The sequence below is a fragment of the Sphingomonas sp. S2-65 genome, from assembly GCF_021513175.1.
Taxonomy (GTDB): Bacteria; Pseudomonadota; Alphaproteobacteria; order Sphingomonadales; family Sphingomonadaceae; genus Sphingomonas.
On sequence record NZ_CP090953.1, the window covers coordinates 967,349 to 991,772 of the forward strand.

Below are 24,424 nucleotides of genomic sequence, written 5' to 3' on the forward strand. Positions count from 1 at the left end.
CCCGCTACGGAGCGAATGGAGGCGATTGTCGGCCGATATCGGCTGCCAGTATCGAAGGCGCGATACGCAGCCGGTTGCTCACCCGGCCAAGGCCGGGAGGACGAATCGAGTAATCGCATCGGCTACGCCGTCATCTTGGTTTGTTTTGGCGACATGGTCCGCCGCTGACTGCACGTCCGCAGGAGCCTGCCCCATCGCGACTGACAGCCCAGCGCGCGCGAACATAGGCAGGTCGTTATACTGATCCCCCATCGCCGCGACGGCGGACAGCGACACGTCGTAGGCTTTTGCCAGTGCGGCGATCCCGTCGCCCTTGTTGGCGCTTGGTGCGGTAACGTCGAGATAGTAAGGCTGAGACCGCACGACGTTCGCGCCATCGCCCAATGCCGCCTTCATCTCGCCTTCGATCGCTGCGAGCAACGGATGATCGTCACTGACGCCCACCAGCTTGTCGACGCGGCCGAGCAACGGCGTGAAGTCCGCTTGAAAGATCGGATCGACATTGGCCGCCAGCCGCTCGCGCGGCAGGTTCCGATTTTCCCCATCCTGCGCATACCAATGCCCATCGGCGAACAGCCACGGGGTGACGCCGGGCCGATCCAGCATGGCGAGCGTTCTTGCAGCGATGTCCGGTGCCAGGCGATCGGCCGAGACGATCCGGCCGTCGGGCATTGCAATTGTGCCGCCGTTAAATGCGCCGATGGGGCCGGTTAGCGCCAGCCGCTCGGCGATCCACAGCATCCCGCTCGGCGGGCGCGCGCTGATCAGCGTGACTGGCACCCCGGCCTGGCGAACTTTCGCCACTGCTTCCACCACTGCGTCGGACAAGGTTTTGTCGCTTCGAACTAGCGTGCCGTCGATATCCGACACGAGCAGACGGATCGCATTTGGCCCAGCCATCACGCGATCTCGTTCCACTGGCGACCATCGCGGGCGATCAACTCGTCTGCGCTTGCCGGGCCCGTGCCACCCGCGGCGTAGCCCTCGGGCTCGCCTTCCGCCCAGGCATCCAGCAGCGGCTGGACGACCCGCCAGCCCCCCTCGATCTGGTCGGCGCGCTGGAACAGCGTCTGGTCGCCCGTCAGCACGTCGTAGAGGAGTGTCTCATATCCGGTCTGGTGCCCGACGGCGAAATGGTCGGCATAGTGGAAGTCCATGCTGACCGGCGCGATCTCGGTCAAAGGTCCTGGCTTCTTGGCAACGAAGTCGAGGCTGATCCCCTCGTTCGGTTGCAGTTGAAGGACCAGCCGGTTGGGCGGCCGGTTCGCGGCCCCTGTCTCGCGGAAGAGTGCGATCGGCACGTCCCGGAATTGGATCACGATCTCGGTATCCCGCGCCTCGAGCCCCTTGCCCGTGCGCAGGTAGAAAGGAACTCCCGACCAGCGCCAAGTCTCGACCTCCACCTTCAGCGCGGCATAGGTTTCGGTGTGGCGCTCAGCGTCTATGTCGGCCTCATCGACATAAGCGGGCACCGGCTTGTCGGCAATCGTGCCGGCCTCGTAGCGGCCCCGCGCGGCTCGGTCGGGCTGGACCGGCTTGGCGGCGGCGATGACCTTGGCCTTTTCCGTGCGGATTGCGTCGGCATCGAAGCTGTTGGGCGGCTCCATGCCGACGAGCGAAAGCAGCTGGAACAGGTGGTTTGGAACCATGTCGCGCAGGGCACCGGTCGCATCGTAGAACTTGCCACGGGTGCCCACTGTCACGGTCTCGGCGGCGGTGATCTGGACATGGTCGATGTACCGGCTGTTCCACACCGCTTCGAGCAGCGCGTTGCCGAAACGAGTGACCATGATGTTCTGGACGGTTTCCTTGCCCAGAAAATGGTCGATCCGGTAAATTTGCTGCTCGTCTACACGCGCCAGGAGTTGGGCATTCAGAGCCTGGGCGGAGGGAAGGTCGGTGCCGAACGGCTTTTCGATGACCACCCGGCGGAAGCCGTCGCCTTCGTTCATCAGCCCGGCGTCGGCCAGCGCCTCCACCACTGGCCCGAAAAAGCCGGGCGCAGTGGCAAGATAGAAAACGGCATTGCCCTTCACCTTATCGGCGAGCGCCTGGAAGGTGGCGGCATCCTCGAAATCGCCCTTCAGGTAACTGATGCGCGTGCGAAGCGCCTTCCAGCCTTCCTTGTCCTCGACGAAATCGTCCATGGCGCCGCGCAGCGCCTCGTCATCGCCCTCATGATGGCTGACGCCCAGAATGGCCGTGGCATCGTCGATCAACCCGCCTTCGGCCAGGTTGACGATAGCCGGCACCAGCAGGCGCTTGGAGAGGTCCCCCATCGCTCCGAAGATGACCAGCGTCGCGGCCGGCGCGCGCGGCGCATTGCTCATTGCGGCATCTCGACATGGCCGCCAAATCCGAAGCGCATCGCGGAAAGCAGCTTGTCGCCAAAGGTGGTGTCAACCCGGCTGCGATAGCGGGCGAACAGCGCGGCAGTGAGAACATTGGCAGGCACCGCCTCCTCCATTGCCGCGTCGATCGTCCACTGGCCCTCGCCAGAATCGGCAACGCGTCCGGTAAAGCCTTCCAGCGAATGATCCTTGGCAAGGCCTATCGCGCACAGGTCGAGCAACCAGGAAGAGACCACGCTGCCCCGCCGCCACACCTCGGCTACGTCAGGCAGGTTGATGTCGAACCGCTCTTCGGGAACCAGCTTCTCGGACGACTTGCCCTTCAGGATGTCGAAGCCCTCGGCATAGGCCTGCATCAGGCCGTATTCGATGCCGTTGTGGACCATCTTCACGAAGTGGCCGGCGCCCGTGGGACCGGCATGGATATAGCCCCGCTCGGCGCGATCGTCCGGCGCATCGCGGCCGGGGGTGCGCGAGATCGTGCCGTACCCCGGCGCGAGGGTATCGAAAATCGGGTCCAGCAGATCGACGGTTTCCTTGTCACCGCCAATCATCATGCAATAGCCGCGTTCCAGGCCCCACACGCCGCCGGACGTGCCGACATCGACATAATGGAGCTGCTTCGCCTTGGCTTCGGCGCCGCGGCGTATGTCGTCCTTGTAGAAGCTGTTGCCGCCGTCGATGATGATGTCGCCAGGCTCTGCCAGCTCCATCAGCCGATCGACCGTGCTCTGGGTCGGATCGCCGGCCGGCAGCATGACCCAGAAGATGCGCGGCGCCGCCAGCTTGGCGACGACATCCTCCAGCGAAGCAGCAGCAGTCGCGCCTTCGCCGGCCAGGGCAGCGACAGCCTCGGCATTACGATCGAATGCGACGATCTCATGCTCGCCGCGCATCAGCCGGCGCGCGATATTGGCGCCCATCCGGCCAAGGCCGATCATGGCAAGACGCATCGTTTTCTTCCTTTCGTTTAGACGCGGACGGCCGCGCGAACCGCGTCGACCAAGGCAGCGATGCCCCTACCGCCGCGCTTTAAATGAACCCGCATGACGCGCTGTCCGCGGCTGGCGAGCACGTCCATGTCGCCGCGCGCCTGGGCGATCTGCACGGTGCCGAAGCTGGCGCGGTGCCCGGGGATGGCGACGTCAGGATCGGGATCGCGGGTGATGACCAAGAAGTCCCCTGTGGCAGGTCCGCCTTTATACGCCTGGCCTGTCGAGTGCAGGAAGCGCGGGCCAAAGCCGGCAACGGTGGCGGCTTGGGTGGCATCGCGCACCGCCACTCGCATGGCCTCGATCGCAGCCGCGTTCGCATCGTTCCGCTCGATATAAGCGAGAAAACCGGCATAGCGCGGTGGAAACAGGCTCGCGAAGTGCAGACGCAACAGCTCGATCGGGTCGGTGGCAGCGAATTCGGCGTCCCCGGGCGCGAAGATCGCGAAGTCCGCAGTCTCGCCCAGCGCGGTCGCCGGATCGAGCGCGCCGGTCTGCTCATAGGCATCGACCAGCTTGCGCGTCGCGATCTTGGCATCCTCCACGTCCGGCTGGTCGAAGGGATCGATGCCGATCACCGCGCCCGCCACCGCCGTGGCGATTTCCCAGCGGAAGAACTCCTGGCCGATCAGCTCGCGCTTGGCGACGCGGATCGTGACGAGCGGCTGGCCGGCTTGCGTGAGCGCGGCTAGCTTCGCCTCGAGGGCGGCGTCGTCGTCACCCGCGAGATGCAGGTGCACGAACAGCCGGTCGCTGCCATAATCGACGGCCTCACCAGCGGGCTCCAGATCGACGGGAACGATGCCCTTGCCCTGCTTGCCGGTGCTTTCGGCAATCAACTGCTCCAGCCAGGCACCGAACGGGACCAGTCCCGGCGATGGCAGGATGGTGAGCTTGTCGCGGCCGGAAAGCGCAGCTTCGCCCAGGAGGGCGCCGAGCTGGAAGCCGGGATTGGCTGACGGCGGCACATCGGGGCCGCAGGCGAACACCATCGGTGCCGTCGCCTCGAAGAACGCGTGGATATCGATGCCCATCGCTGCGGCCGGCACCATGCCGAAAGCCGACAGCACCGAATAACGTCCGCCGATCGCCGGATCGCCCGGAAAGATCATCGCGAAGCCTTCGGCCTTCGCCGCCGCTTCCAGCTTGGAGCCAGGATCGGTGACCGCCACGAAGCGGCTGCCGTCCTTACCCGCCAAGTCCCAGAAATAGGCGCGCAGCAGCTCGGGCTCCATGGTGGATCCCGACTTGGATGAAACGATGAACAGCGCCTCGCTCGGATCGATGGCGCCGACGACGCTGGAGATCTGGCCAGGATCGGTGGTGTCGAGCACGTGCAGCTTGGGGCCGCCATTGGCGCTACCGAGGATCAGCGACAGCACCTCGGGGCCCAAGCTCGATCCGCCCATGCCGAGCAGCACCACATCCCTGTGCCCCTTGGCCAGCGCCGTCAGCCTGGCGAGCGCCTCCGGATCGGTCTGGGTACCGCGCGCCGCGGGAAGCCAGCCGAGCCACTTGGCTTCATCCTTGCCCGTCCAAAGCGACGCGTCGCCTTGCCACAGCCGGCGCGACCAGCCCTCGGCACGGGCGGCCTCCAGCCGGCCCTCCACGGCCTTCTCCAGCGGCTCGGGCAGGTCGGCGTCCATGCCGTTCTGCCGATCGCCGAGAAACGCGGTGCGCTTGCCCGCGACGGCCCCGAGCAGCGCATCGGCAGCATCGGCGAACTGCTTGACGCCGTCGGGCACCAGCGCGGTCGTGACTTCGTCCAGCCCGAGCCCTAGCCGCTCGGCCTCGGCGAGAACGTGGCGCGCCGCGTCCACGTCCTGCGTGAGTGTCTGCGCCACCGTGCCATGCTCGCGAAACGCGTCCATGGTCTTGGGCGGCATCGTGTTGACCGTGTCGGGACCGATCAACGTGTCGATGTACAGCGTGTCGGGATAGGCCGGGTCCTTGACCCCAGTCGACGCCCAGAGCAGCCGCTGCGGCATCGCGCCCTTGGCGGCAAGCGCCTGCCAGCGCGGGCTGGCGATCATGTCCTGGTACCAGGCATAGGCCAGCTTGGCGTTGGCGATCGCCACCTTGCCGCGCACTGCCTTCAGCGCCTCGCTCTCGGCACCGCCTGCGGCCAGACGCGTGTCGATCGCCTTGTCGATCTTGGCGTCGATGCGGCTGACGAAGAAGCTCGCGACGCTGGCGATCCCGTCGATCGGCTCCCCCTTCTTCACCCGCGCTTCCAGTCCGGCGAGATAGGCCTCCGCCACCGCCTGGTAGGATTCGAGCGAGAACAGCAACGTGACGTTGATGTTGAGCCCGTCCTCGATCAGCGTGCGGATCGCACGGGCGCCGGCCTTGGTGCCCGGCACCTTGACCATCAAATTGGGCTCGCCGACCGCCGCCCATAGCCGCCGTGCTTCCTCAACCGTCGTGTCGGTGCCCTCGGCGAGATAGGGCGAGACCTCCAGGCTGACATAGCCGTCGCGACCGTCCAACCGGTCGAAGACGGGCCGCAGATCGGCGGCGGCCGCCTGGATGTCGGCGATCGCCTGGCTTTCATAGGTGTCGACCACACTGGCATCGGCCTTGCCGAGAAAGGCGTGCAGCCCTTCGTCATACGCTTCACCATGCCCCATCGCTTTCTCGAAGATCGACGGGTTCGACGTCACGCCGGTCAGCCCGTCTTCCTCGACAAGCTTGCGCAAGCCGCCCTCGGACAGGAACTTGCGGTCGACAAAGTCGAGCCACACGGCTTGCCCGGCCTCGCCGAGCTGCTGCAACCGGCTGGTCATTTCGCGTTCTTCTTTTCGATGAGCTCGCGCGCCACCTTGATGACGTTGTCGAGCGTGAAGCCGTATTTTTCCTGCAGCTTCGACAGCGGCGCGGAAGCCCCGAAGGTCGACATGGTGATCGTCGCGCCATCGCTGGTCACATAACGATCCCAGCCCATCGATCCGCCCTGCTCCACCGCAAGCCGCGCGGTGACGCTCGGCGGCAGCACCTGCTCGCGATAGGCCTGATCCTGCTTTTCGAACAGATACCAGCTCGGCATAGACACGACGCGCGACTTGATCCCCTGCGCGGTCAGCTTCTCGTGCGCGTCGGCGACCATCGGCAGTTCGGAGCCGGTGCCGATCAGGATCACCTCGGGGTCGCCCCCCTCGGCATCGGCCAGGATATAGGCGCCCTTTTCCAACCCGTCGGCCGAGGCATATTTCTCTCGGTCGAGCGTCGGGATCGCCTGGCGCGACAGGATCATCGCGGTCGGCTCGTGCGTATGCTCCAGCGCAACCCTCCAAGCCACCGCCACTTCATTGGCGTCGCCCGGGCGGATGGTGTCGAGCCCGGGAATCGCGCGCAGCGTCGCGAGATGCTCGATCGGCTGATGGGTAGGACCATCCTCGCCGACGCCGATCGAGTCGTGCGTGAACACGAACACCACCGGCAGCTCCATGATCGCCGCCAGCCGGATCGGCGCGCGCATGTAATCGGCGAACACCAGGAAGGTGGCGGTGTAGGATCGCAGGTACGACAGCGCCATGCCGTTGGCGATCGACCCCATGGCATGTTCGCGCACGCCGAAATGCATGTTCTGGCCGGCATAATCGTCGGCCTCGAACGACGGCTTGCCCTTGATGTCGGTCTTGGTCGAGGGCGAGAGATCGGCTGCACCGCCCATCAGCGCCGGGATCAGCGGGGCGAGCGCGTTGAGCACCTTGCCGCCGCTGTCGCGCGACGCGAGGCCCTTGGGGTCCTCAGGGAAGCTCGGGATCGCCCCCTGCCAGCCGTCCTTGATCTTGCCGCGGCGCAGGTCCTGGATTTGCGCGGCTTCCTCGGGGTACGCCTCTGCGTAACGCTCGAACAGTGCGTCCCACGCTTCGCGCGCCGGCTTGCCGCGTGCCGAGATCGCGCCGCCAAACGCTTCCTTGACGCCATCGGGTACCAGGAACTGCGCGTCTTCCGGCCAACCATAGGCCTTCTTGGTCGCGCGGACATTGTCCTCGCCCAGAGCCTCGCCATGCGCCTTTTCGCTGCCAGCCTTGGGGCTGCCCCAGCCGATCACTGAGCGGACGACGATGAAGGTCGGGCGGTCGTCGGTCGCCTTGAAGGTGTCGAGCGCCCGCGCGAACGCAGCGGTGTCGTTGGCGTCGTCGACATGGATGACGTTCCAGCCATAGGCTTCGAACCGCTTGCCGACATCCTCGTCGAACGCGAGCGCGGTGTCGCCCTCGATCGAGATGTGGTTGCTGTCGTAGATCCAGCACAGATTGGACAGTTTGAGATGACCGGCGGTGGAGGCGGCCTCGCTCGATACGCCCTCCATCATGTCGCCGTCACCGCAGAGCACATAGACGTCATGATCGAACAGGTCGAAGCCGTCCCGGTTGTACTTGGCGGCCAGCGCGCGCTCGGCGATCGCCATCCCGACCGAATTGCCGCAGCCCTGGCCGAGCGGCCCAGTGGTGGTCTCCACACCGGTGGTCATCCGGTATTCGGGATGGCCAGGGGTCTTCGATGACATCTGGCGGAACTGCTTGATGTCTTCCAGGCTGACCGCCGGTTCGCCCGTCGGCTTGCCATCGGCATCGATCTCGCGGACCCCTGCCAGGTGCAGCAATGCGTAGAGCAGCATCGAGGCATGGCCGACCGACAGCACGAAGCGGTCGCGGTTGGGCCAGTCCGGCGCCTCGGGATCGTAGCGCAGGTAATCGTGCCACAGCGTATGCGCGACGGGCGCCAGGGCCATAGGCGTTCCCGGATGACCGGAGTTCGCCTTCTGCACGGCGTCCATCGCCAGGGTTCGAATGGTGTCGATCGCAAGGCGGGACGGGGAGCCATCCTCGGCGAAGCCGGTGGCATTGGGAGCTTGGGTCATCTTCGTCCTTGATCCAGGTGAACGACTAACGAGGGAAGGCTTCGAAGGATGCCGTCGCAGACGCGCTTTCGGTCGTTATCTCAGAACTGCCTGTCGCGCCGGACGACTCCCTGTTGGGTACCGACATACACTGTGGCGATTTCCGTCAGGAAAAGTCCATGCCCCACTATGCCCGGGCAGCTGGAGAGCGCCGCGCCTAGCCCATCCGGATCGTCGATGGGCCCGAAGCCGCAATCGAGCACCGGGTTGCCCTGATCGGTACCATAGAGCGCTCCTTCCTCCGTCAGGCGAAGCGTGGGGCGCCCACCAAGTTCGGTGATGCGGCGTTCGATGAACGCGCGGCCGAACGGCAGGAACTCGACCGGCACCGGCCTGGTCCCGAGACGCGGTACGTCCTTCGACTCGTCCGCGATCGCGATCATCCGCGTGGCCGACGCCGCGACGATCTTTTCGCGCAGCATCGCCCCACCCGCCCCCTTGATGGCGCGCAGCGAGGGATCGATCTCGTCGACGCCGTCAATGCAGAGATCGACTTCGGCAATCCCGGCGAAGTCGAGGATGCGGATGCCCGAAGCGCGTGCCGCGTCTGCGGTGCGCAAGGAAGTGGCGACGGCCTCCACCGCCAACCCCTCGGCCACGCGCGCGGCCAGCGCCTCTATCGCGTAAGCCGCCGTCGAGCCGGTGCCGAGGCCGACGATCATGCCTGCCTGGATATCCGCCACCGCAGCATGGGCTGCGGCGCGTTTCATCTGCTCGATCGAGAACGCGGTCACCTTGCCCTAGCCTCCAGCTATTCGTGCGGGCCCAACGCCATCCCTCAGTTCCGTTGCGAGGCGATCCAGCGGTCGATCTTCTGCTCCAGGATATTCATCGGGAGCGAGCCCGTCATCAGCACCTGCGCGTGGAACGCCTTGAGGTCGAACTTGGCGCCGAGCGCTTGTTCGGCCTTGGCTCGCAGCTCCAGGATCTTGAGCTGCCCGATCTTGTAGGCCAGCGCCTGACCCGGCATCGCGATGTAGCGCTCGACTTCGCTGGTCGCGTCGGTGCGCCCCATCGAGCTGTTGTTGAGCATATACTTGATTGCCTGATCACGGGTCCAACCCTTGGCATGGATGCCGGAGTCGACCACCAGCCGCATCGCGCGAAGCATCTCGTCGTTCAGGCCGCCAAACCGCTGATAAGGATCGGTTTCCATGCCAAGCTCGTCCCAAAGCGTCTCGGCGTAAAGCGCCCATCCCTCGACATAGGCCGTGTTGCCGCCGAAGCGCATGAAGTTGGGAAGCGCCTCGTTTTCCTGCGCAAGGCTGATCTGGAAGTGGTGCCCAGGCGCACCTTCGTGCAGGTAAAGCGTCTCCTGACCCCAGGTCGAGCGCGAAGGCAGATCATAGGTGTTGTAGTAGAACACGCCCGGCCGGGATCCATCGGGCGCGCCCTGCATGTACGAGCCGCCGGCGTCGTTCTTCTCGCGATAATCCGGCACTGGGCGTATTTCCAGCTTGGTCTTCGGCAGGGTCGAGAAGATCTCGCCCACCCGCGCATCCACGCGCTTGCCGATCGCATAATATTCGTCGCGCAAGGCCTCCTTGCTCGCCGGGCGGAACTTGGCGTTCGTGCGCAGATATTCGAAGAATTCCTGCAGCGTGCCCTTGAAGCCGACTTGCGCCTTCACCGTCTCCATTTCGCGGTGGATACGCGCCACCTCGCTCAAGCCGAGCTGGTGCACGTCCTCGGCGGTCAGCGGCAGCGTGGTGTTCTGCTCGATCAGGTAGGAATAGAGCTTGGCGCCACCCTTCATGTGGATCAGGCCGTCACCCGCGCGTGCGGCCGGCAAATACTCCCGCGCGAGGAAGTCGCGGAGCCGCTGATAGGCGGGCCGGATCTCGTCGCGGATGACCGCCGCGGTCTGGGTACGCAGCCGGGCCTGATCCGCTGCCGGAATGTCCGCCGGGAAGGTCTTGAGCGGCGCATAGAAGGTCGAGCCTTCGACGCCCTGCTTCAGCTGAAGATCGAGCTGGTCGATCACGTTGCGGACGACCAGCTTCGGCTGGACCACGCCGGACTCCATGCCCTGGCGGAAGCGGACGATCGCCTGGTCGATCAGCCACGCATAGCGATGGTGCCGCTTGATGTTGTCGTCATAGTCCTTGACGGTCTTGAACGGTGCCGCGCCCTGCCCCGACGCCAGATCGGGATAGAAGGTATGGAAGCCGGTGAAGTGATCGATCGGGCGTACGACGTTGAGCGGCAGGATCTCGGGACTGAGCGAGCGCAGCGCGAGCTCGGTCTGCCACTTGAAGACGTCATAGGCGAGTTGGTCGGTCTCGCTGAGCGCCGCGCGGTCGATGCGGCCCAGCGCCGCCAGATCCTTGTCGCCCGCCGCCCGCTCCGCATCGAAATAGGCATCGGTGATCGAGTCGCCGAGCTGGTCGGCGTAGCGCATGTCGCCACGGAACAAGGCGTTGAGCGGATTGCGCCGGAGATTGTCCTCGTCACTCGCCTTGAACAGCGCATGGAGCGCGGCGGATGCGTCCTGTTCGGCAGCAGCGCCGGGCTGCGCCGGAGCGGGTGCGGCCGCCTCTTGCGGCGACTGCGCGGGACCGCGCACCGTGGTGCAGGCGGAGAGGAGAATAGCCGTCGCCGATACGGCGACGAGATAGGAAGCGCGCAAGATGATATTCCCGGAGCAAGAAGCTGTGTTGCAGCGATGCAGCACATGCTGGCCGCTGACAAGCCCCGTGCGAGCGTTCCCGCCGGCGCGCGCGGCGCCAGCTCAAGTCATTTGGGCGCGATCGAGACCGTGATGATGTCGGAATACAGCCCGGCCCGCTTCCCCGCCACGCTGCCGATCGCGAAGCGAAGCGGCAGCGAGTCCCGGGTGGGGTCGGTGCCCGTCGAGCTGTAGCGTGCCACACCCGCCAGCGGGAGCATGCTGTCACCCACGCCGATCTGGTACGGAATGCTCCATCCGGAATCGCCGAGCTTGAGCAATCCGGCATTCTTCGACGTGAACTCCAGCCGGTACGCGCGGGTACTCGCGACACGCAGCTGCAGCGGCGCCTGTGCCACGCCTTCGCTCAACTCGCCCAGATCGACGACCGCCTGGCTGCCGTTCCGGCGATACGCGCCGGAAAGGCCAAGCGCCGCGGATGGAAGCACGTTGATCCCGAGGACCAGTGGACGCGCGGCAAGCGTCTGGTTGCGGTCCCGGCCCTCGGCCAGCACCATCACCCGCTGAGTGAAAAGACCATCGCTGGCGATCGCGTCTTCGCTTACCGCCAGCTGATAGCGCACCAGTTGCTGGCCGCCGGCCGTCACCACCACCGGACGGTTGGTCGCCCGCTGGATGGTGCGACCCGATATCGGAGTCGCGTTGCTGTTCGAGAATTGGTCCTGCAGCGTATAGGGCACGCGCCGCTGCTGTCCGGCGGTCGACAGCCCGAACGGCTCGGCATCCACCAGGAACACCGGATCGAACTCGCAGTTTCCCCGACCGTCGTTGCTGAACACCAGGTCGAAGGTGGCGCCCGGCGCATTGTTTCCGAACGGGTCATAGCCCTGGATCACCCAGTTCGACGCACTGGTGTCGATGCGAAGCTTGCAGTCGGCGTTTCCCCCGACACTGCTGCGCTGGGCTGCGGCGGGTGCGCTGACGGCAAGAGCGGCGGCCAGAGCCGAAGCGGCAATCATCGTCTTCATGGGCACCTCAATGTACCAGAGTGAGCGCGGTCGACTTCAGGTCGACCAAGCCTTTGGTGTCGCTCGGCACGACGAACTCGAACATGGCAGCGCCGCCACCCAGTTCGACGCGGTAGCGGACGCCCGGGCGCAGGTTCTGGATCGCGAAGCGCCCCACCGAATTGGTGAAGAACGGCAGCGGCTCCTTGTCCTTGCCGTCGCTGGCGATCACGCGGCCGCCGGCAAGCGAAACCGGGTTCCCATCGGGAAGGACCAGCGTTCCGGTCGCGCTGACAAAGGCGTCGGTGCCGACCTTGAGCTTGTAGCCGCTGTGATAGCGGGGGTTCACCCGAACCACGCCGGTGCCGACGTCATAGCCCAGCGGCGGATTTTCGACATCGTACTGGATCGACTGCGAGACGTAGGAATTCAAATAGCCGTTCACGGCCGCCCCGAACGTCCCGCTCTTGCTCATATACTCGTTGTTGACGAGCGACTGCCCGGCGACGACGCTGTGGCCCTTCAGGTTCTCATGCGCGTGCAGGACGGCGAAACTGTCGTTCACACGGCGCCCGACGCCGAACGCGCCGTCGGCAAAGGCGATGCTGGTGCCCACGCGCACCGCAGTGATGTTGTTCCTGCCAAGACCGCCCAGATTGGGGCCGTAGGTCGAATGGCTGAGCGTCGCATCAAAGCGGTTGCCGATATAGTCGGCGGAGCCTTGCGCGCTCACCGAACTCTGTTCGCGCGCGACCACCGCGCCATAGCCGACACTGCCGATCTGGTTGGACGACGAGCGGAGATAGGAAAGCGAGCTGGTATCGCTGGCGCTGTCGTGCCGGGCTTCGAAGCGGTCGCGGAAGCTCGGCTGGAACACCAGCGCGACGTTGAAGCCCAGTCCGGAAGCGCGCCCCAGCACGGTGTCGAACTTGGAATAGTCCACCCCGGCCCGGACGCTGAGGCGCGAGTTGAGGTTGTAATTGCCAAGCAGCGCCAGCCGATAGCTGTCGTTGCGATCCTCAGCACGGCTGTGAAGATAGTTGCCGCTCAACACCACGGAAAAGCGCGGATCGACCGATCGCGTATACTGGCCGCTGACATTGATCGCGTTGCTGTTGTCGGCAGTCGGGCTGGAAAGGAATGCGTAGCGCCGCGAGACATAGTCGGCGCGGATGGTGGCAGAATCCACCAGCCCGCCACGATCGATCAGCTGGTCGAAGCCCACCCCTAGCGACATGCCTGTGCCGACGTCGCGCGAGTGGCTGACTCCGCCGTCCAGCACGAGCCGCGAACCACCACTCAGCACGAACTGCGTCTGGCCGGTCACCGTCTGCACGCGCTGGCTCAGCTGGAGGCCGATGCCCACCGCAGGAGCATCTAGAAATGCCTTGCGGAAAAAACCGGAAAAGGCGACCGGCCCGTCATAGATTGGCGAGCGACCGAAATTGTTGCTCGTCGGGCCGAGATACGCCGAATACTCATAGTCCCCCGGCACCAGGTCGATCGGATCCAGATAGGCGTTATAGGACAGCGACTGAATGGCGCCGCTATTGTCCCGCACCTCGACCTGGATGTCGTTGCTGCCCGCAAGCATGGGCAGCGCGGCAAGATCATAGGCGCCGGCGTCCAGCCGCAGCTCCCGATAGGGCGCCCCGTTGCGCAGGATGCGAACGGTGGAATCGCGCTGAAGCACCAGCTGCCGATTGCCCTGCAGCACCGAGGAGCGGTACGGATCGAAGCGTTGGCGCTGGCGGCTAACCCCGATGCCGCCGATCTGCACATACCCTTGCTGGCCGCGAATCTCCGGCGTCAGATCGCCCAGAAACCAGCGGCGGAACGCTTCCGGCTCATCATAGACAAGGCGCGCATAATTGCGGTCGAAGGTCGCGCGTTGGCCCAGGCCGCTCCTGCCCCACTGCGCGTCCCCTTCGAACACCACGCCGGCCAGACGAACCGCGCCGTTCAAGGCGACGCTGGGCGGACCGTTATTGTCACCGTTCCAGGCATAAGCCTGCACGAGGTTCAGGTTCAGAAAGGCGGCGACGCTGGCGGGCAAAAGATCCGGCTTCTCGTCGCCCGCATTGGATGGCGCGAACAGGCGCTCGGCCGACCGCTCCTTCGGATCGATGGTGAGGACCACGACGGCAAGCGTGCTCGGATCATATTCGAAGGCGATACCCAGCGGAGTCAGATCGTCGGACGTGAAGCGTTCGAGGCCGTTCAGGCGCGTCGACACCTTGGTGCGCGCCTCCGCGTTCAACAGCGGCTCGATCAACGCGCGGAATGTCTTCGCCTCGACCAGCAATCGATCGTCGAAGGTCAGCCGGATCGGCAGATCGCCCATCTGCCGCCGCTTGAACATCATCGGGACGGTCAGGTCCATGTCCCGCTCGAACGGGTTGATGTCCGGGCGGCCGTGCTTGCCGATCGGCAGCTTGGAAGCAGAATCCTGGCCTAGTTCAGGAAGCGCGGGCGTAGGCGCCGGGGCGCCCGGCAGGGGCACCGGCGCGGACTGCTGCGGCGTGCTCCGCTGCGGGGCCGGGCCGGACTGCCCGGAGCGCGGCAACGGGACCGCTACCTGCGCCCCCGCAGTTCCAGTGACCAGCGAAAGCGTGGCTGCCGCGCATAGGAGCGCCGCGCGGCTCACCTTAAAAACTTTACCTTGATCGGACCGGGACCGAACGCCGAGACGACGGCCAGTTGGTAGGTCCGGACGCCGCCTGCGGCGGGAACATAGCCGCTGCCGATCGCACGCGACAATTCCTCGGACGACACCAGCAATCTCAGCGCCTTGCCATCGGTGCCGGTGCCTTCCAGCACCCAGCGCAGCTGCGCCATCAGCGCATGGCGGCGGCCGGTATTCTTCAGCGTGATCTCGACGCCGGGCACCTTGGGCGGCAGCGGATCGCCCTGCTTGGCGGCGGGCGGCTGAAAATCGACGGCCTTGGCGGCGGAAACCTCGACATTGGGCTGCGCGCCGGGTGGCGACACCACGATCAGCGCCTTCATGTGATAGACGAGCTGCACCTGGCCGCCATTGCCCTGCCCCGGTTCTGCTGCGGTCGGCAGCTGATTCACCGACAGGTAATAGGCACGCGAGGCGGGAATATCGGCACCGCCCACCCATTGCAGGCGAACGACCTGGCGCGCGCCCTGCGGAAGGATGCCCTGGGGCGGAAAAACCACGAAATCGGCGTCGGCGGGCGTTTCGGTCGTCGTCCCGTCGGCGGCGAAATCGACGCGCGTGATGCGGGTTTCGAACGGCAGGCTGGTCGTGTTGAGGTTCTGCACCTCGACGCGCGCAGTCGAATCCGAACCTGTCGTCGTCATCTCCACCACCATGGGAGACACCCGCATGGCGTATACCGCGGTCGCGCTTGCGATCACGGCGGTGGCGACGATCGCCGAACGGGTCAGAACCCGCGCGAAATTGCTTACCAAAGGAAGAGCCCCGCTCTGTACGCGACGAAACGCCGATCGGCGTTCCTGAATGGTCAAAACAAAGGGGGAGGTCGTGGACCTCCCCCTTCGCCGTACCGCTTACTTGGCGGCCAGGACCACTTCAAGCGTGTCCGAATAGTCGCCAGCGACCAGTGCCTTGTCCGGCGAGTTCGCTTCGATCAGCATGTTCAGCGACGAGCGCCATGCACCACCGACCCAGCTGTTGGTGCCCTTGTTGGCGTCGACGACCAGCTTCTGAGCCTTGCCTGCTGCGCCGGCTGCCTGGTCGGTCGTGCCGGTGAACGAAGCGGTCACCGTGTAGGGGATGTTCGCCTGGAACTCGTTGGTGTCGTACCCCTTGGCTGCCTTGTTGACGAGGCCCTGGGTGCCGTTGCCCTTGCTGATCTTCACTTCGTTGTTGAAGTTGCAGCCAGCGGTCGTGCTGGTCACGCTGGCGCGGGCGCCGCCACGCATGCTGAATGCTTCGTCAGCGGTGGTGTTCGACTGGGTGTTCACGCCGATCTGGCCGAAGTCGAGCGTCTTGGAGCCATTGCCGCCGAAGTACGAGCAGTCAGGCGTCACGTTGCCCTTGATCGTCCAGGTGTTGGTGACGGTCGGGGTGGCGGTCTCGACGTTGCCGGCGACCTTGCTGATGTCCGAATACACCGCACCGGTGGGGATCGGGAAGAGGGTGCCGACGGTGCCGACGACGAGGGAGTCTGCGCTGGCAATGCCAGTGGTCGAGAGCAGGGCGATGGCTGCAGTGGCAAGAAGCTTCTTCATGATATAGTCCTCATATGATGCTGACCAGGCGGCATGATTGCCGACCGTGCACAGCATGAATTCTGTGTTGCTTGGGAAGTACGCGGAACGGGGCAAGCAAGCCAACATTCTTGGCTGGTATACTTACCAGTATTACATGATCTGTTGTGTAGTGATGCCCGGATGCGACCCGAGGTATCTCGTGTGTTTGTGAAACTCGTCTAGTTCGGCGCGATCGTCACCTCGATGACGTCGCCATATTGCCCGGCAAGCAAGCCTGCCTCGCTGCCGGTGCTGCCCAGCGTGAGCCGCAGCCGCATGCCGTCGATCGCGATCCCGCCATTGCTCGACATCCTCTGGCCGCCGACAAGCGTGCGGCCTTCGAATATCCGCGACACCAGTTCGCTTTCGGGCCGGCGGACCGGAACCTCGACACTCAGGACGTAGGGGACCGACCCGGCATAGGGACCTTGACCCTGCGGCATTGCCGCATGCGCCAGCGCGCCATGCTGAGCCTTGATCCCCATCGTGAAGGGTACGTTGCAGTCGAGACTGACCAGCGCCGTGGCGGTAAGCCCTGGCCGTGTCAGTTCGCCGAAATCGGCCGTGGAGATGGTCCCCAGCGCACAACGCTGCGCGATCCGCCCCTCGACTGCGATGTCGAGGGATTTCACCTTCGCAATGTCCTGAGCCCAGGCCGGTGCGGAGGTGGCGAGAAAGGCTGCCCCAGCAACGCCGGCATGCCGGCGAAGCGCGGAAACCATCCGGCGCATTGTGGCGGGCTGGCTTCCGCCCTCCCCTTGCAGAAAATTCTTCCGTCGCTGCGCGATGGTCCGATCGCGTGGACAGCCCCCCCCGGAGCACATCCTTGTTTCCCTTCAAGCTCTGTTAAATCTTTAATAAGATTATCGGGCGCCTGTGTCGATAGGAAGAGTGATTAACCCGGGTCGAAACTGCACAATTCTTATAATGCGTTGATTTAAGAGAATTTTCCGACGCCGTATTGGATGCTCGAACCCGCCTTGGAGAGCATCTTCCACGCAACAGCGGCAGGAACAGCCATGATCGGCAGGCGAATCTTAAAGATCGGCAGGCACGAATCGGGCGCGTCGGCGCGTTTCGGCGGCTCTAGGTGAGTGCAATTTTAACTAGTTTGCGCAACCTTATATTCAAATCGACATTGTTACGGTGCCACATCAACCATGGCGAGTGCGTCGAATGCGGTTCGGATCGTCCAAGAAGCTGTCGGTTCTACTCCTGCTGTGCTGCGGTTCTGCCGCGGGCGCGGAGTCGGTTTCCCAGGGAAGCGTCGCGCTTCATCTCTCCGTGCCGCTGGTCTGCACGGTCAGCCATGCGGCTTCGCTTACGCCGTCCGGCAGTGGTTACAGGCTGGGCGATCTTCGCGAGTTCTGCAACGCGGCGAACGGCTATGCGCTGACGCTGGACTACAAGCCCGGCACGATGAAGAACGCGGTCGTCGTCCTCGAAGGTGAGCGCGTCGTGCTCGACGGATCCGGACACACGGTGGTCAGCCGGGCGACGGGCCCCCGTTCTCGGACGCGGGCGATCTATGCGGAGGCCGGGCCCCAGGGTTTCGACACCGACCGCCTGATGTTTAACATTCAACCGCTTTAATCAGCTCAGCCCCCCTGCGAATGGCTACCTTCTCAGGGTTACAGGGCATCCGCCTCTTAATCTTAAACTTCGCGGTTTGACGTCCATGACGCTCCCTCTTAATGGAGCGTCATGAAGGAACGATGTGAGTGCGGCGCCCATGACGGGGTCATCGAGACACTGATAGAGGCGCAGGCGCTGATCACATCGTCCATCTATGTCGAGCTCGTGAACCTCGGCCTGATCGAATCGAAGGCAGCGGCGCTCCGGCTGAAGACGCTCGGCAAGCTTGCCGCCAGCCCGGTGCATCGGCACCCCGAGATTGCCGCCGCGCTGGGCGATCGGATCATCAGCTACGCCGAAGGGTTCGAACGCGCCCACGAAGCCGGCGAGCGCCCGCAAGTGAAGCTTCAACTCATCGAGGGTGGCCGCACCTGACGGCACGCGGCCGTCAGGCCCGTTCGATCACGCGTTGGCCCGCTGCCCGTTGGGATCTTCGGGACCGATCGGGCGGTTCCGGCAAAGCTCCGGCTTGAGCGCCCAGCCATGTCCCCGCACGGACTGGATGAAGTCCCGTCCCCCGCTGGCAAGCTTGAGCTTCTGGCGCAGGTTCGACACGAACACGTCGATCGTCGCCAACGCCGCCTTCTCATTGCCGGCATAAAGCTGGGCATGAAGCTGCTGGCGCGAGACCGGCGTCGGCATCGCTGCCCACAGGATATCGAGCACGTGCCGCTCTGACTCGGTCAGCCCCACCACGCGCCGCCCGACCCGGTACCGTTTTTCGTCGACGCGGTAGATCAGCGCGTTCACGAATTCGTCGCGCGCCTGGCGCGGGGCATCGCTCTGATCCAGAGCCGAGAGCACCAGGTTGACCAGCTCGTCGCGCTGCGTGCCGAGCAGCCTTTCCGGACCCTCCTCCGCATGAGGAATATCCGCCTGCGAGGTGAGCAGACCGGTCGCGCGCCGCACGAGATCGAGCGCGGCTTCAACCGAGCGCCGGCTCTCGATCAGACGGACCTCGCAATCCCGTAACAGGTCCGCGAGCGCGTTAACCGAGGGCACACCAGCCCACCACTTCCACCGCCGAACTCGGCGGGTACAAGAAGACGGTCATGTTCACGACAGGCTGCGGATCCTCAAACTTGCGTTCAACCTAAAGACGACGTGTCTCGCCGTCTTCATGTCAGTCGCAGCCCGCACGATATGCAAGAACCGCGCTGCGGGCAATGACACTATGGCTCGCCCAGATGACATCCGCCGCTTTAAGACAGGTTAAAGGGCGATATCATTCTCGGTCCGCAGTCCGCCGGTCTACAGACACCGCTCAGGCCGAAGCGTTGGGGCGCGCGGCACGAGGTCCGGCCGCGCCGATCCGTTCCAGCCCGCCCAGCGCCCGCCGGAAGTCGCGCGGGCTTTGTCCCGCGATCCGCCTGAAGCTGCGTTCGAAATGGCTGAGGTCCGCGAACCCGACGCTCAGCGCCACATCGGTGATGCTGCGCCGCATCTCCGCAGCCAGCATTTCGCGCGCACGGTGCACGCGGATATGGCACAGCAGCGCCTTGAACGGCATGCCGATGCTCGTCCGGAACAGATAGCTCAGATGCGAAGAGCTGACATTGGCATGCCATGCCAGTTGCGGCAACGTGATCGCCTCGCCGTGATGACCGCCCAGATAGGTCAACGCGCGGCGCAGCGCCTCGTGCATCCCCCCCAGCGCCGCCCGATCCGTCCCCAGCGCCGCCTGCACCCATCGGCTCGCGTCCACCGCCGCGCCGTCGGCATCCTCCGCGTCCTCGCTCCCCTCTGCGAAGAGCCCCGGCGCGTGCTGGAAGATGTCGCCGCGCCCGATCGGGCGCCCTTCGGTCATCACCGCCAGCCTGGCGATCACCCGCTCCAGCTCGGACAAATTCTCCGGCCAGCTATGCGCCTTGCACATCGCCACCAGCGCGTCGGTGCGCTTCTCCTCCGCGCGGTATCCGTTGCGCTCCAGCGCCTGGCCGATCAGTGCCTCGATGTCGCCGGTCCGCTCGCGAAGCGGCGGTATCACCGCCGAAAGGAAGTCTAGTTCGGCAAGCAGCGCGCGCGAGAATTGCCCGTCTCGGGCCAGCGCGTGGAGGTCGGTGGTGGTCGACGCGATCAGCCGCACGGACTCGCGCTTGGACGAAGGCAGCCACTGGTCCAGCCGCGACGGCAGATATTGCGGGAGTTGCTTCTGAAGGCCCGGATCGAGCTCGTCGATCCCGCTCAGGAACAGCGTACCGCCCGCGGCCTGCTGGATCCACGACCCCGGAGAGCCCGAGGCATCCGCGCACTCGACCTGGAAAAAGGGGCCGGCCGCATGTGCGCTGCTGCAATGGATCGTCGCGGCGATCAGCGCCTTTTCCGTGCCGAACTCGCCGCGAAGCAACACCGGCAGGTCGCCGCGCGCCGCGGCTTCGAGGAACCGCTCCAGGTCGCGCAGCGGCTTGCTCATGCCGACCAGCATCAGCGGCCGGCCAAGACGCTGCTCGGCCCAGCGCCGGACTTCGTAGCGCTTGACGATCAACCCGCAATGCCGCGCGAAATGGCCCAGCGCCTCCAAAGCGGGATCATCCGCAGCCAGGGCGGTGGGCATATCGAGCAGCAACTCGCCAAGCTCGTTTCCGGCATAGCAGATGGGAAAACGGAGCGAGCGCTGCGCTCCGTCCGGCTCCACGGCCGCCGCGCCTGCGGCTGGCGGCCATGCATCGTGATAGCCACTCGCCGGCACTTGCTCGGCGGCAGGCTCGCTGAGCCAGTCGGTGGCGGTGGCCCCACCATGGTGACCGATCACCAGCGTGCCTACCCCGCGCAGCCGGATCGATCCGCCGATCGGGCGCACCTGCTCCGCGACTGCGCGCATCAGCGCGTCGAGCAGGTCCGGAAGCTTCCGGAATGGACCCGAAATGCTGGTCAGCATCTCGTCTCCCAGGTGCTCGGCGGAAAAGGCCATGTCGCTCGGATCAGTTGGATGAGGAACGGCGCTGTGGCCGCGGCGAGCCGGACGCCCCTTCCGGTGGATTGTTGCTCATCTTCCCTCTCCCCCAAACCCCGGCTTACCATTGCAGCGCCGATGACACCCCGAAGCAAGATCGGGGGGTGCGGAAGTGCGACCGAAATGGGTCACTGCAGGAAGTGGACTTCGGGCCGCGCCACCTGGACGGGGGGACCGCTCAACAGCCCTTGGGTGATCTGAACCGCGTCCTGGGCCGCGCTCGGGTGGATCCGTCCCAGCAACGTCGAAACGGCAGGATCGAGCGGCGTCCGCATGAACTCCGCATCCAGCTGGAGCCATCCCCCGTCCGCGCCATAGACGACATAGGGGCTGGGGCAGCGCCGCAGGCCCGTTGCCTGCGCGAGCAGTTGCTCGCGTCCGTGCTGCACCATCTCCCACAGATTGGGGGTGCCCGCGAACAGCTGGAGACCAGCAACGGCACGCTGCAGCCCATATTGGGCGAGCGTCAGGATCGCGACGACCCGGTCGCTCAGCCTCGCCTGGATCACTGCGTTCGCGTGCGCGTCATACTGGTTGGCGGCAGGGGGCAGGAAGTCGAAGATCGCTCGCTCTGCGCCGCCCACATTGGGGTTCTGCCGCAAATGCACCAGGTCGGCATAGGCCTGTGCCAAGGACTGGCGGCGCACCGCGTCCGCGATCTGGGGAAGATAGCGGATGATCGAGACGGCGTCCCGATCCTGCGGCTGCGCCTGGAGATGTTGCGCGGTCTGGACTTCGCTCCAACCGCGCACCTGCTCCAGGTGCGAGAGGCCGGTGATCCCCGCGCTCAGGGCACGCATACGGCTATTCAGCACCGTCTGAATGGCGAACAGGTCGCGGCGTTGGAGCGGCGCATCGAGCTGGCGCCATATGTCGGTCGAGACGATGGCGCCGGTGCTGTACACCGTCGAGATCAGGACGCCCTGATCGGACAGCAGCGGAGAGAACGCGCCGAGCAGCGAGGCCGAGACGCAGAAGTCGAGGACCAGGATGTTGACGCTGATCTCCGCCGCCACCATCGGCTGGACCATGTACGTCAGCAGGTCGGTCGCGGACCAGTCCTCGAAATAGCCGATCCCGCCATGTCCCTGGTTGAGCACCAACAGGTCGAGGTTCCGGGTCATGCGAAGCCCTCCGCAAACTGCGCGGCAAAGGCGCGCCTGTTGCCGGTCATCATCAACTGGAAGGCGCGGTCGGGCCGGTAGCTGGAGGGATATTCGCCGTCCCGCGCGATGGCGTAGCTAGTGCTGCTGATCATCAGGTGATGGCATCGGTTACGGATCAGCGCATCGATCGTAAGATTGGGCGGCTGGACGTTCGCCGCGTGCATCGCCATTTCGCTCAGCGCGGCGATGGTCCTGGTAAGCCGTGCCCGCATGCCGAACTCATCCACTTCGGCGGCGCGTTCCTGATATTCCAGGATCAGGTCGCGCAGGCTCAGAACCGGCAGGCCCCAGATGTAATTGAGCAGCGGACGGCGCGGCGGATCGGCATGGATCGCGATCTCCGCCGCCAGTGGCTGGTAGGCGCCAAGGGGCGCGAACGTCATCTCCTCGCCCCACAGTATTCGCAGCACGCCGGGCGGCGCGGGATATTGGTCGTCGACGTCCAGTGTGCCCATCGTTTCGGTCAGACATTGCTGAACCGCGGGTTGGACCACCTCCAGAACCGTGTGCGGATCGGTGTTCGCGCGCGCGCAATAGATGCCAAGCGCGAGGTAGGTAGCCGGATCGAGGTCGGCGGCGCGGTTGAACTGGAGGTAATCGGCATAGCTGGCGGCAGCCTTGGCGAACCCGCCTGCAAGCTGGATCTCCAGCTCTTCTGCCTGGCTGAAGATCGAATTCGCCACCAGGCACCGCTCGAACCGGTCAAGCTCGGGCCTGGCCGCGACCGCTGCCGCGCGCGCGTCCAGATGGGCTTGCATCTGGTTCGACACCCATTGGCAGAAGCCGACCGAGTCCGTCAGCTCGGTGCATCCCGGCGCAAGCTCCGGCGGGTTCGCCGTTTCGGCTGCCGCCAGCGTCTGTCGCGCCCCGGGGGGGTACACCAACATCGCAAGCGCAAGCCTGTTGGGCAGGCTGGTGGCGAAGAACGCGTCGAAGCGCGCTGCCATGCGGGGCTCGGCCTGCAGGCGGTACGCGTGGTAGAAATGATCGAGCTGGTAGATCAGGCCGTTCTTGATCGGCTGGGCGATCATCAGCCCGGCGATGCTCGCGACCGAAAGCGGCAGCGCGGCGTGCAGCGACTGCGCCAGCGGCCCGGCCAGCTGGTCGACCTCCGGCCGCGACAGCACTTGCAGCAGTCGCTCGAGCCGCTTCTTCAATTTGTCGGGAGAGGATGAAGCCGCGGAGAAGAACTCCCGGACCATCGTCAGATATTCGTTGATGTAATAGACATAGCCCGGGATCGGCATGGCGCCCGGTGCAGCGGGCAGAATATTCTCGCGCAGCGTACGCCACTGCTCATGCGCTTCCACCGTGTCGTAGCGCGGCAGTCCGACGTCGATGAGCTCGGCCTTGACGTTCGCGGAATAGGAATAGGTTTCGGCCGGTTTGACCGGAGCATCGGGCAGGCCGCCGCCCTCGGCCCGGGAAAGCTCGTCGTAAAACTGCCCGGCGTGATGCGACATCAGCATGTACAGCTCGGTCTTGTACTCCTTCAGCGCCAGCAAGGCGGCGTTGGAGGTTCGCAAGAAGATCGCATACCAGCGTTCCGCCGGCAGCTGCGGATTGATGACGATCTGGGTATCCCAATCGTTAGTACCGAGGTCCGGCGTTCCGAGCGCGTAGTTGAGCGCGCGTCCGCCCTTCAGAAAGAACAGCGTATTGCCGGTGCCGTCGGCGGCGATGACGCGATTGCCCAGGTCGACGATCTTTTCCGCCAGCCATTCGGTGAGGAAGGCGTGGCCGTTGGTGACCAGCTTCGTCAGTGCCGAGCTGGCCGCGGTGATTTCGCCTGCGCTGATCAGATTGTCCGAATGCAGCTTGTAGCGGACGAGCAGCCGGAACAGATAAAACCGCTCGATCGAGTAGAACATCTGGACGGATCCCACGCCCTCCAGCGCCGCTTCCAGCTGAGTGATCGCCCCCGCGATGACCTTGGTGACGCGGTCGACATCGGCGGGCGTCGCGATCGCCGCGATCGCCGGCCCCAGATTGGCGAGGAGCCGCTCGGCGGCGACTATGGGCGCAACGCCCCAGGCGTCGGACATCGGCAGCCGGTGAAATCCACCGAGCACGTTGGAGGCCTGCAGATAAGCCGCACTTATCGCCTCGCGGATGGCGGGGCCCGAATGCGGAAGGGTTGCGAGCACCCTCGCCCGGCTCAGCCTCTTGCTCGCGTCGAGAAGCCCGTCCGTGGCCAGCGGGAAGGGATCGCCCCCATAACCCTGTCCCTTGCCGACTCCCAGCAGCCGCGGCTCGCTGCCGTCGAAGAAGTAGAAATCCGACATGGCGGCGGATTCGATGCGCTGCCGGGCGGCGAAATCGGTGACTCCGCGGGTCGCGTCGTTGACGATGGCCTGATATTGGGTCGCCAGGATCTGGAGCGGGTGCACCGACGCTGCTTTCCAGCCCAGCGCGCTATCCTTCGGCACCGGCATCGTAACCATGTCGCGCGCCATGTCCGACGTGACCCACTCCGCCACTCTGGCCAGTGCCCTGACCGCGGGATCGTTATCGCCAAGCTTGGACATCGCGGCCTA

18 protein-coding genes are annotated in these 24,424 nt (G+C 65.1%); 2 read left to right on the forward strand and 16 right to left on the reverse strand.

Annotated elements, in window-relative coordinates; genetic code table 11:
• Window positions 1-78: 78 nt before the first annotated feature.
• From LZ586_RS04530 to LZ586_RS04585, 12 genes are all read right to left on the reverse strand, one after another.
• Window positions 79-900 (reverse strand): Cof-type HAD-IIB family hydrolase, encoded by an 822-nt coding sequence (locus tag LZ586_RS04530; RefSeq protein ID WP_235078477.1) that lies wholly within the window; start codon window positions 898-900, stop codon window positions 79-81.
• Window positions 900-2,330, reverse strand: a complete 1,431-nt coding sequence (gene zwf / locus LZ586_RS04535; protein ID WP_235078478.1) for a glucose-6-phosphate dehydrogenase — start codon at window positions 2,328-2,330, stop codon at window positions 900-902. The genes LZ586_RS04530 and zwf overlap by 1 nt, the downstream gene beginning before the upstream one ends.
• Complete coding sequence (gene gnd / locus LZ586_RS04540) at window positions 2,327-3,304, reverse strand: phosphogluconate dehydrogenase (NAD(+)-dependent, decarboxylating) (protein ID WP_235078479.1); 978 nt, start codon at window positions 3,302-3,304, stop codon at window positions 2,327-2,329. The genes zwf and gnd overlap by 4 nt, the downstream gene beginning before the upstream one ends.
• Before the next feature lie 17 nt (window positions 3,305-3,321).
• The gene (locus LZ586_RS04545) at window positions 3,322-6,129 is read right to left on the reverse strand and encodes a bifunctional transaldolase/phosoglucose isomerase (protein WP_235078480.1); all 2,808 of its coding nucleotides are present in this window, start codon (window positions 6,127-6,129) and stop codon (window positions 3,322-3,324) included.
• Window positions 6,126-8,213, reverse strand: a complete 2,088-nt coding sequence (gene tkt / locus LZ586_RS04550) for a transketolase (RefSeq protein ID WP_235078481.1) — start codon at window positions 8,211-8,213, stop codon at window positions 6,126-6,128. The genes LZ586_RS04545 and tkt overlap by 4 nt, the downstream gene beginning before the upstream one ends.
• Window positions 8,214-8,293: 80 nt before the next feature.
• Window positions 8,294-8,986 carry a ribose-5-phosphate isomerase RpiA gene (gene rpiA / locus LZ586_RS04555; protein WP_235078482.1) on the reverse strand — a complete coding sequence of 231 codons (693 nt, stop codon included), beginning with the start codon at window positions 8,984-8,986 and terminating at the stop codon, window positions 8,294-8,296.
• A gap of 44 nt (window positions 8,987-9,030) precedes the next feature.
• Window positions 9,031-10,881: a DUF885 domain-containing protein gene (locus LZ586_RS04560; protein ID WP_235078483.1), complete on the reverse strand. Its 1,851-nt coding sequence runs from the start codon at window positions 10,879-10,881 to the stop codon at window positions 9,031-9,033.
• 107 nt (window positions 10,882-10,988) lie between these two features.
• Window positions 10,989-11,909: a hypothetical protein gene (locus LZ586_RS04565; RefSeq protein ID WP_235078484.1), complete on the reverse strand. Its 921-nt coding sequence runs from the start codon at window positions 11,907-11,909 to the stop codon at window positions 10,989-10,991.
• Window positions 11,910-11,916: 7 nt separating this feature from the next.
• A complete protein-coding gene (locus tag LZ586_RS04570; RefSeq protein ID WP_235078485.1) occupies window positions 11,917-14,454 on the reverse strand; it encodes a hypothetical protein in 2,538 nt (845 codons plus the stop codon).
• A gap of 77 nt (window positions 14,455-14,531) precedes the next feature.
• Window positions 14,532-15,329, reverse strand: coding sequence for a molecular chaperone (locus LZ586_RS04575; RefSeq protein WP_235078486.1), 798 nt, complete (start codon window positions 15,327-15,329; stop codon window positions 14,532-14,534).
• A 99-nt stretch (window positions 15,330-15,428) separates the two neighbouring features.
• Window positions 15,429-16,112, reverse strand: coding sequence for a hypothetical protein (locus tag LZ586_RS04580; protein ID WP_235078487.1), 684 nt, complete (start codon window positions 16,110-16,112; stop codon window positions 15,429-15,431).
• Window positions 16,113-16,312: 200 nt separating this feature from the next.
• Window positions 16,313-16,864, reverse strand: coding sequence for a hypothetical protein (locus tag LZ586_RS04585; RefSeq protein ID WP_235078488.1), 552 nt, complete (start codon window positions 16,862-16,864; stop codon window positions 16,313-16,315).
• Between the two features lie 445 nt (window positions 16,865-17,309).
• Between LZ586_RS04585 and LZ586_RS04590 the strand changes: the two genes are divergently transcribed.
• Window positions 17,310-17,726: a hypothetical protein gene (locus LZ586_RS04590; RefSeq protein ID WP_235078489.1), complete on the forward strand. Its 417-nt coding sequence runs from the start codon at window positions 17,310-17,312 to the stop codon at window positions 17,724-17,726.
• Between the two features lie 111 nt (window positions 17,727-17,837).
• A complete protein-coding gene (locus LZ586_RS04595; protein ID WP_235078490.1) occupies window positions 17,838-18,143 on the forward strand; it encodes a hypothetical protein in 306 nt (101 codons plus the stop codon).
• Window positions 18,144-18,170: 27 nt separating this feature from the next.
• Here LZ586_RS04595 and LZ586_RS04600 read toward each other — a convergent pair whose 3' ends face one another.
• From LZ586_RS04600 to LZ586_RS04615, 4 genes are all read right to left on the reverse strand, one after another.
• On the reverse strand, window positions 18,171-18,770 hold the full coding sequence (locus LZ586_RS04600) for a helix-turn-helix domain-containing protein (RefSeq protein WP_235078491.1): 600 nt from the start codon (window positions 18,768-18,770) through the stop codon (window positions 18,171-18,173).
• Between the two features lie 262 nt (window positions 18,771-19,032).
• On the reverse strand, window positions 19,033-20,679 hold the full coding sequence (locus LZ586_RS04605; RefSeq protein ID WP_235078492.1) for a helix-turn-helix domain-containing protein: 1,647 nt from the start codon (window positions 20,677-20,679) through the stop codon (window positions 19,033-19,035).
• Window positions 20,680-20,849: 170 nt separating this feature from the next.
• Window positions 20,850-21,845, reverse strand: a complete 996-nt coding sequence (locus LZ586_RS04610; protein ID WP_235078493.1) for a hypothetical protein — start codon at window positions 21,843-21,845, stop codon at window positions 20,850-20,852.
• Complete coding sequence (locus LZ586_RS04615) at window positions 21,842-24,415, reverse strand: hypothetical protein (RefSeq protein WP_235078494.1); 2,574 nt, start codon at window positions 24,413-24,415, stop codon at window positions 21,842-21,844. Before LZ586_RS04615 ends, LZ586_RS04610 begins: the two co-directional genes overlap by 4 nt.
• Window positions 24,416-24,424 lie beyond the last annotated feature (9 nt).

Bases quoted from the DNA above. Each gene is read 5' to 3' on its own strand.
- zwf (WP_235078478.1), bottom strand. From the start codon at position 2,330: ATGAGCAATGCGCCGCGCGCGCCGGCCGCGACGCTGGTCATCTTCGGA.
- tkt (WP_235078481.1), bottom strand. From the start codon at position 8,213: ATGACCCAAGCTCCCAATGCCACCGGCTTCGCCGAGGATGGCTCCCCG.
- LZ586_RS04610 (WP_235078493.1), bottom strand. From the start codon at position 21,845: ATGACCCGGAACCTCGACCTGTTGGTGCTCAACCAGGGACATGGCGGG.
- LZ586_RS04585 (WP_235078488.1), bottom strand. From the start codon at position 16,864: ATGCGCCGGATGGTTTCCGCGCTTCGCCGGCATGCCGGCGTTGCTGGG.
- gnd (WP_235078479.1), bottom strand. From the start codon at position 3,304: ATGCGTCTTGCCATGATCGGCCTTGGCCGGATGGGCGCCAATATCGCG.
- LZ586_RS04565 (WP_235078484.1), bottom strand. From the start codon at position 11,909: ATGAAGACGATGATTGCCGCTTCGGCTCTGGCCGCCGCTCTTGCCGTC.
- LZ586_RS04590 (WP_235078489.1), top strand. From the start codon at position 17,310: ATGCGGTTCGGATCGTCCAAGAAGCTGTCGGTTCTACTCCTGCTGTGC.
- LZ586_RS04545 (WP_235078480.1), bottom strand. From the start codon at position 6,129: ATGACCAGCCGGTTGCAGCAGCTCGGCGAGGCCGGGCAAGCCGTGTGG.
- LZ586_RS04580 (WP_235078487.1), bottom strand. From the start codon at position 16,112: ATGAAGAAGCTTCTTGCCACTGCAGCCATCGCCCTGCTCTCGACCACT.
- LZ586_RS04605 (WP_235078492.1), bottom strand. From the start codon at position 20,679: ATGGCCTTTTCCGCCGAGCACCTGGGAGACGAGATGCTGACCAGCATT.
- LZ586_RS04530 (WP_235078477.1), bottom strand. From the start codon at position 900: ATGGCTGGGCCAAATGCGATCCGTCTGCTCGTGTCGGATATCGACGGC.
- LZ586_RS04595 (WP_235078490.1), top strand. From the start codon at position 17,838: ATGAAGGAACGATGTGAGTGCGGCGCCCATGACGGGGTCATCGAGACA.
- LZ586_RS04615 (WP_235078494.1), bottom strand. From the start codon at position 24,415: ATGTCCAAGCTTGGCGATAACGATCCCGCGGTCAGGGCACTGGCCAGA.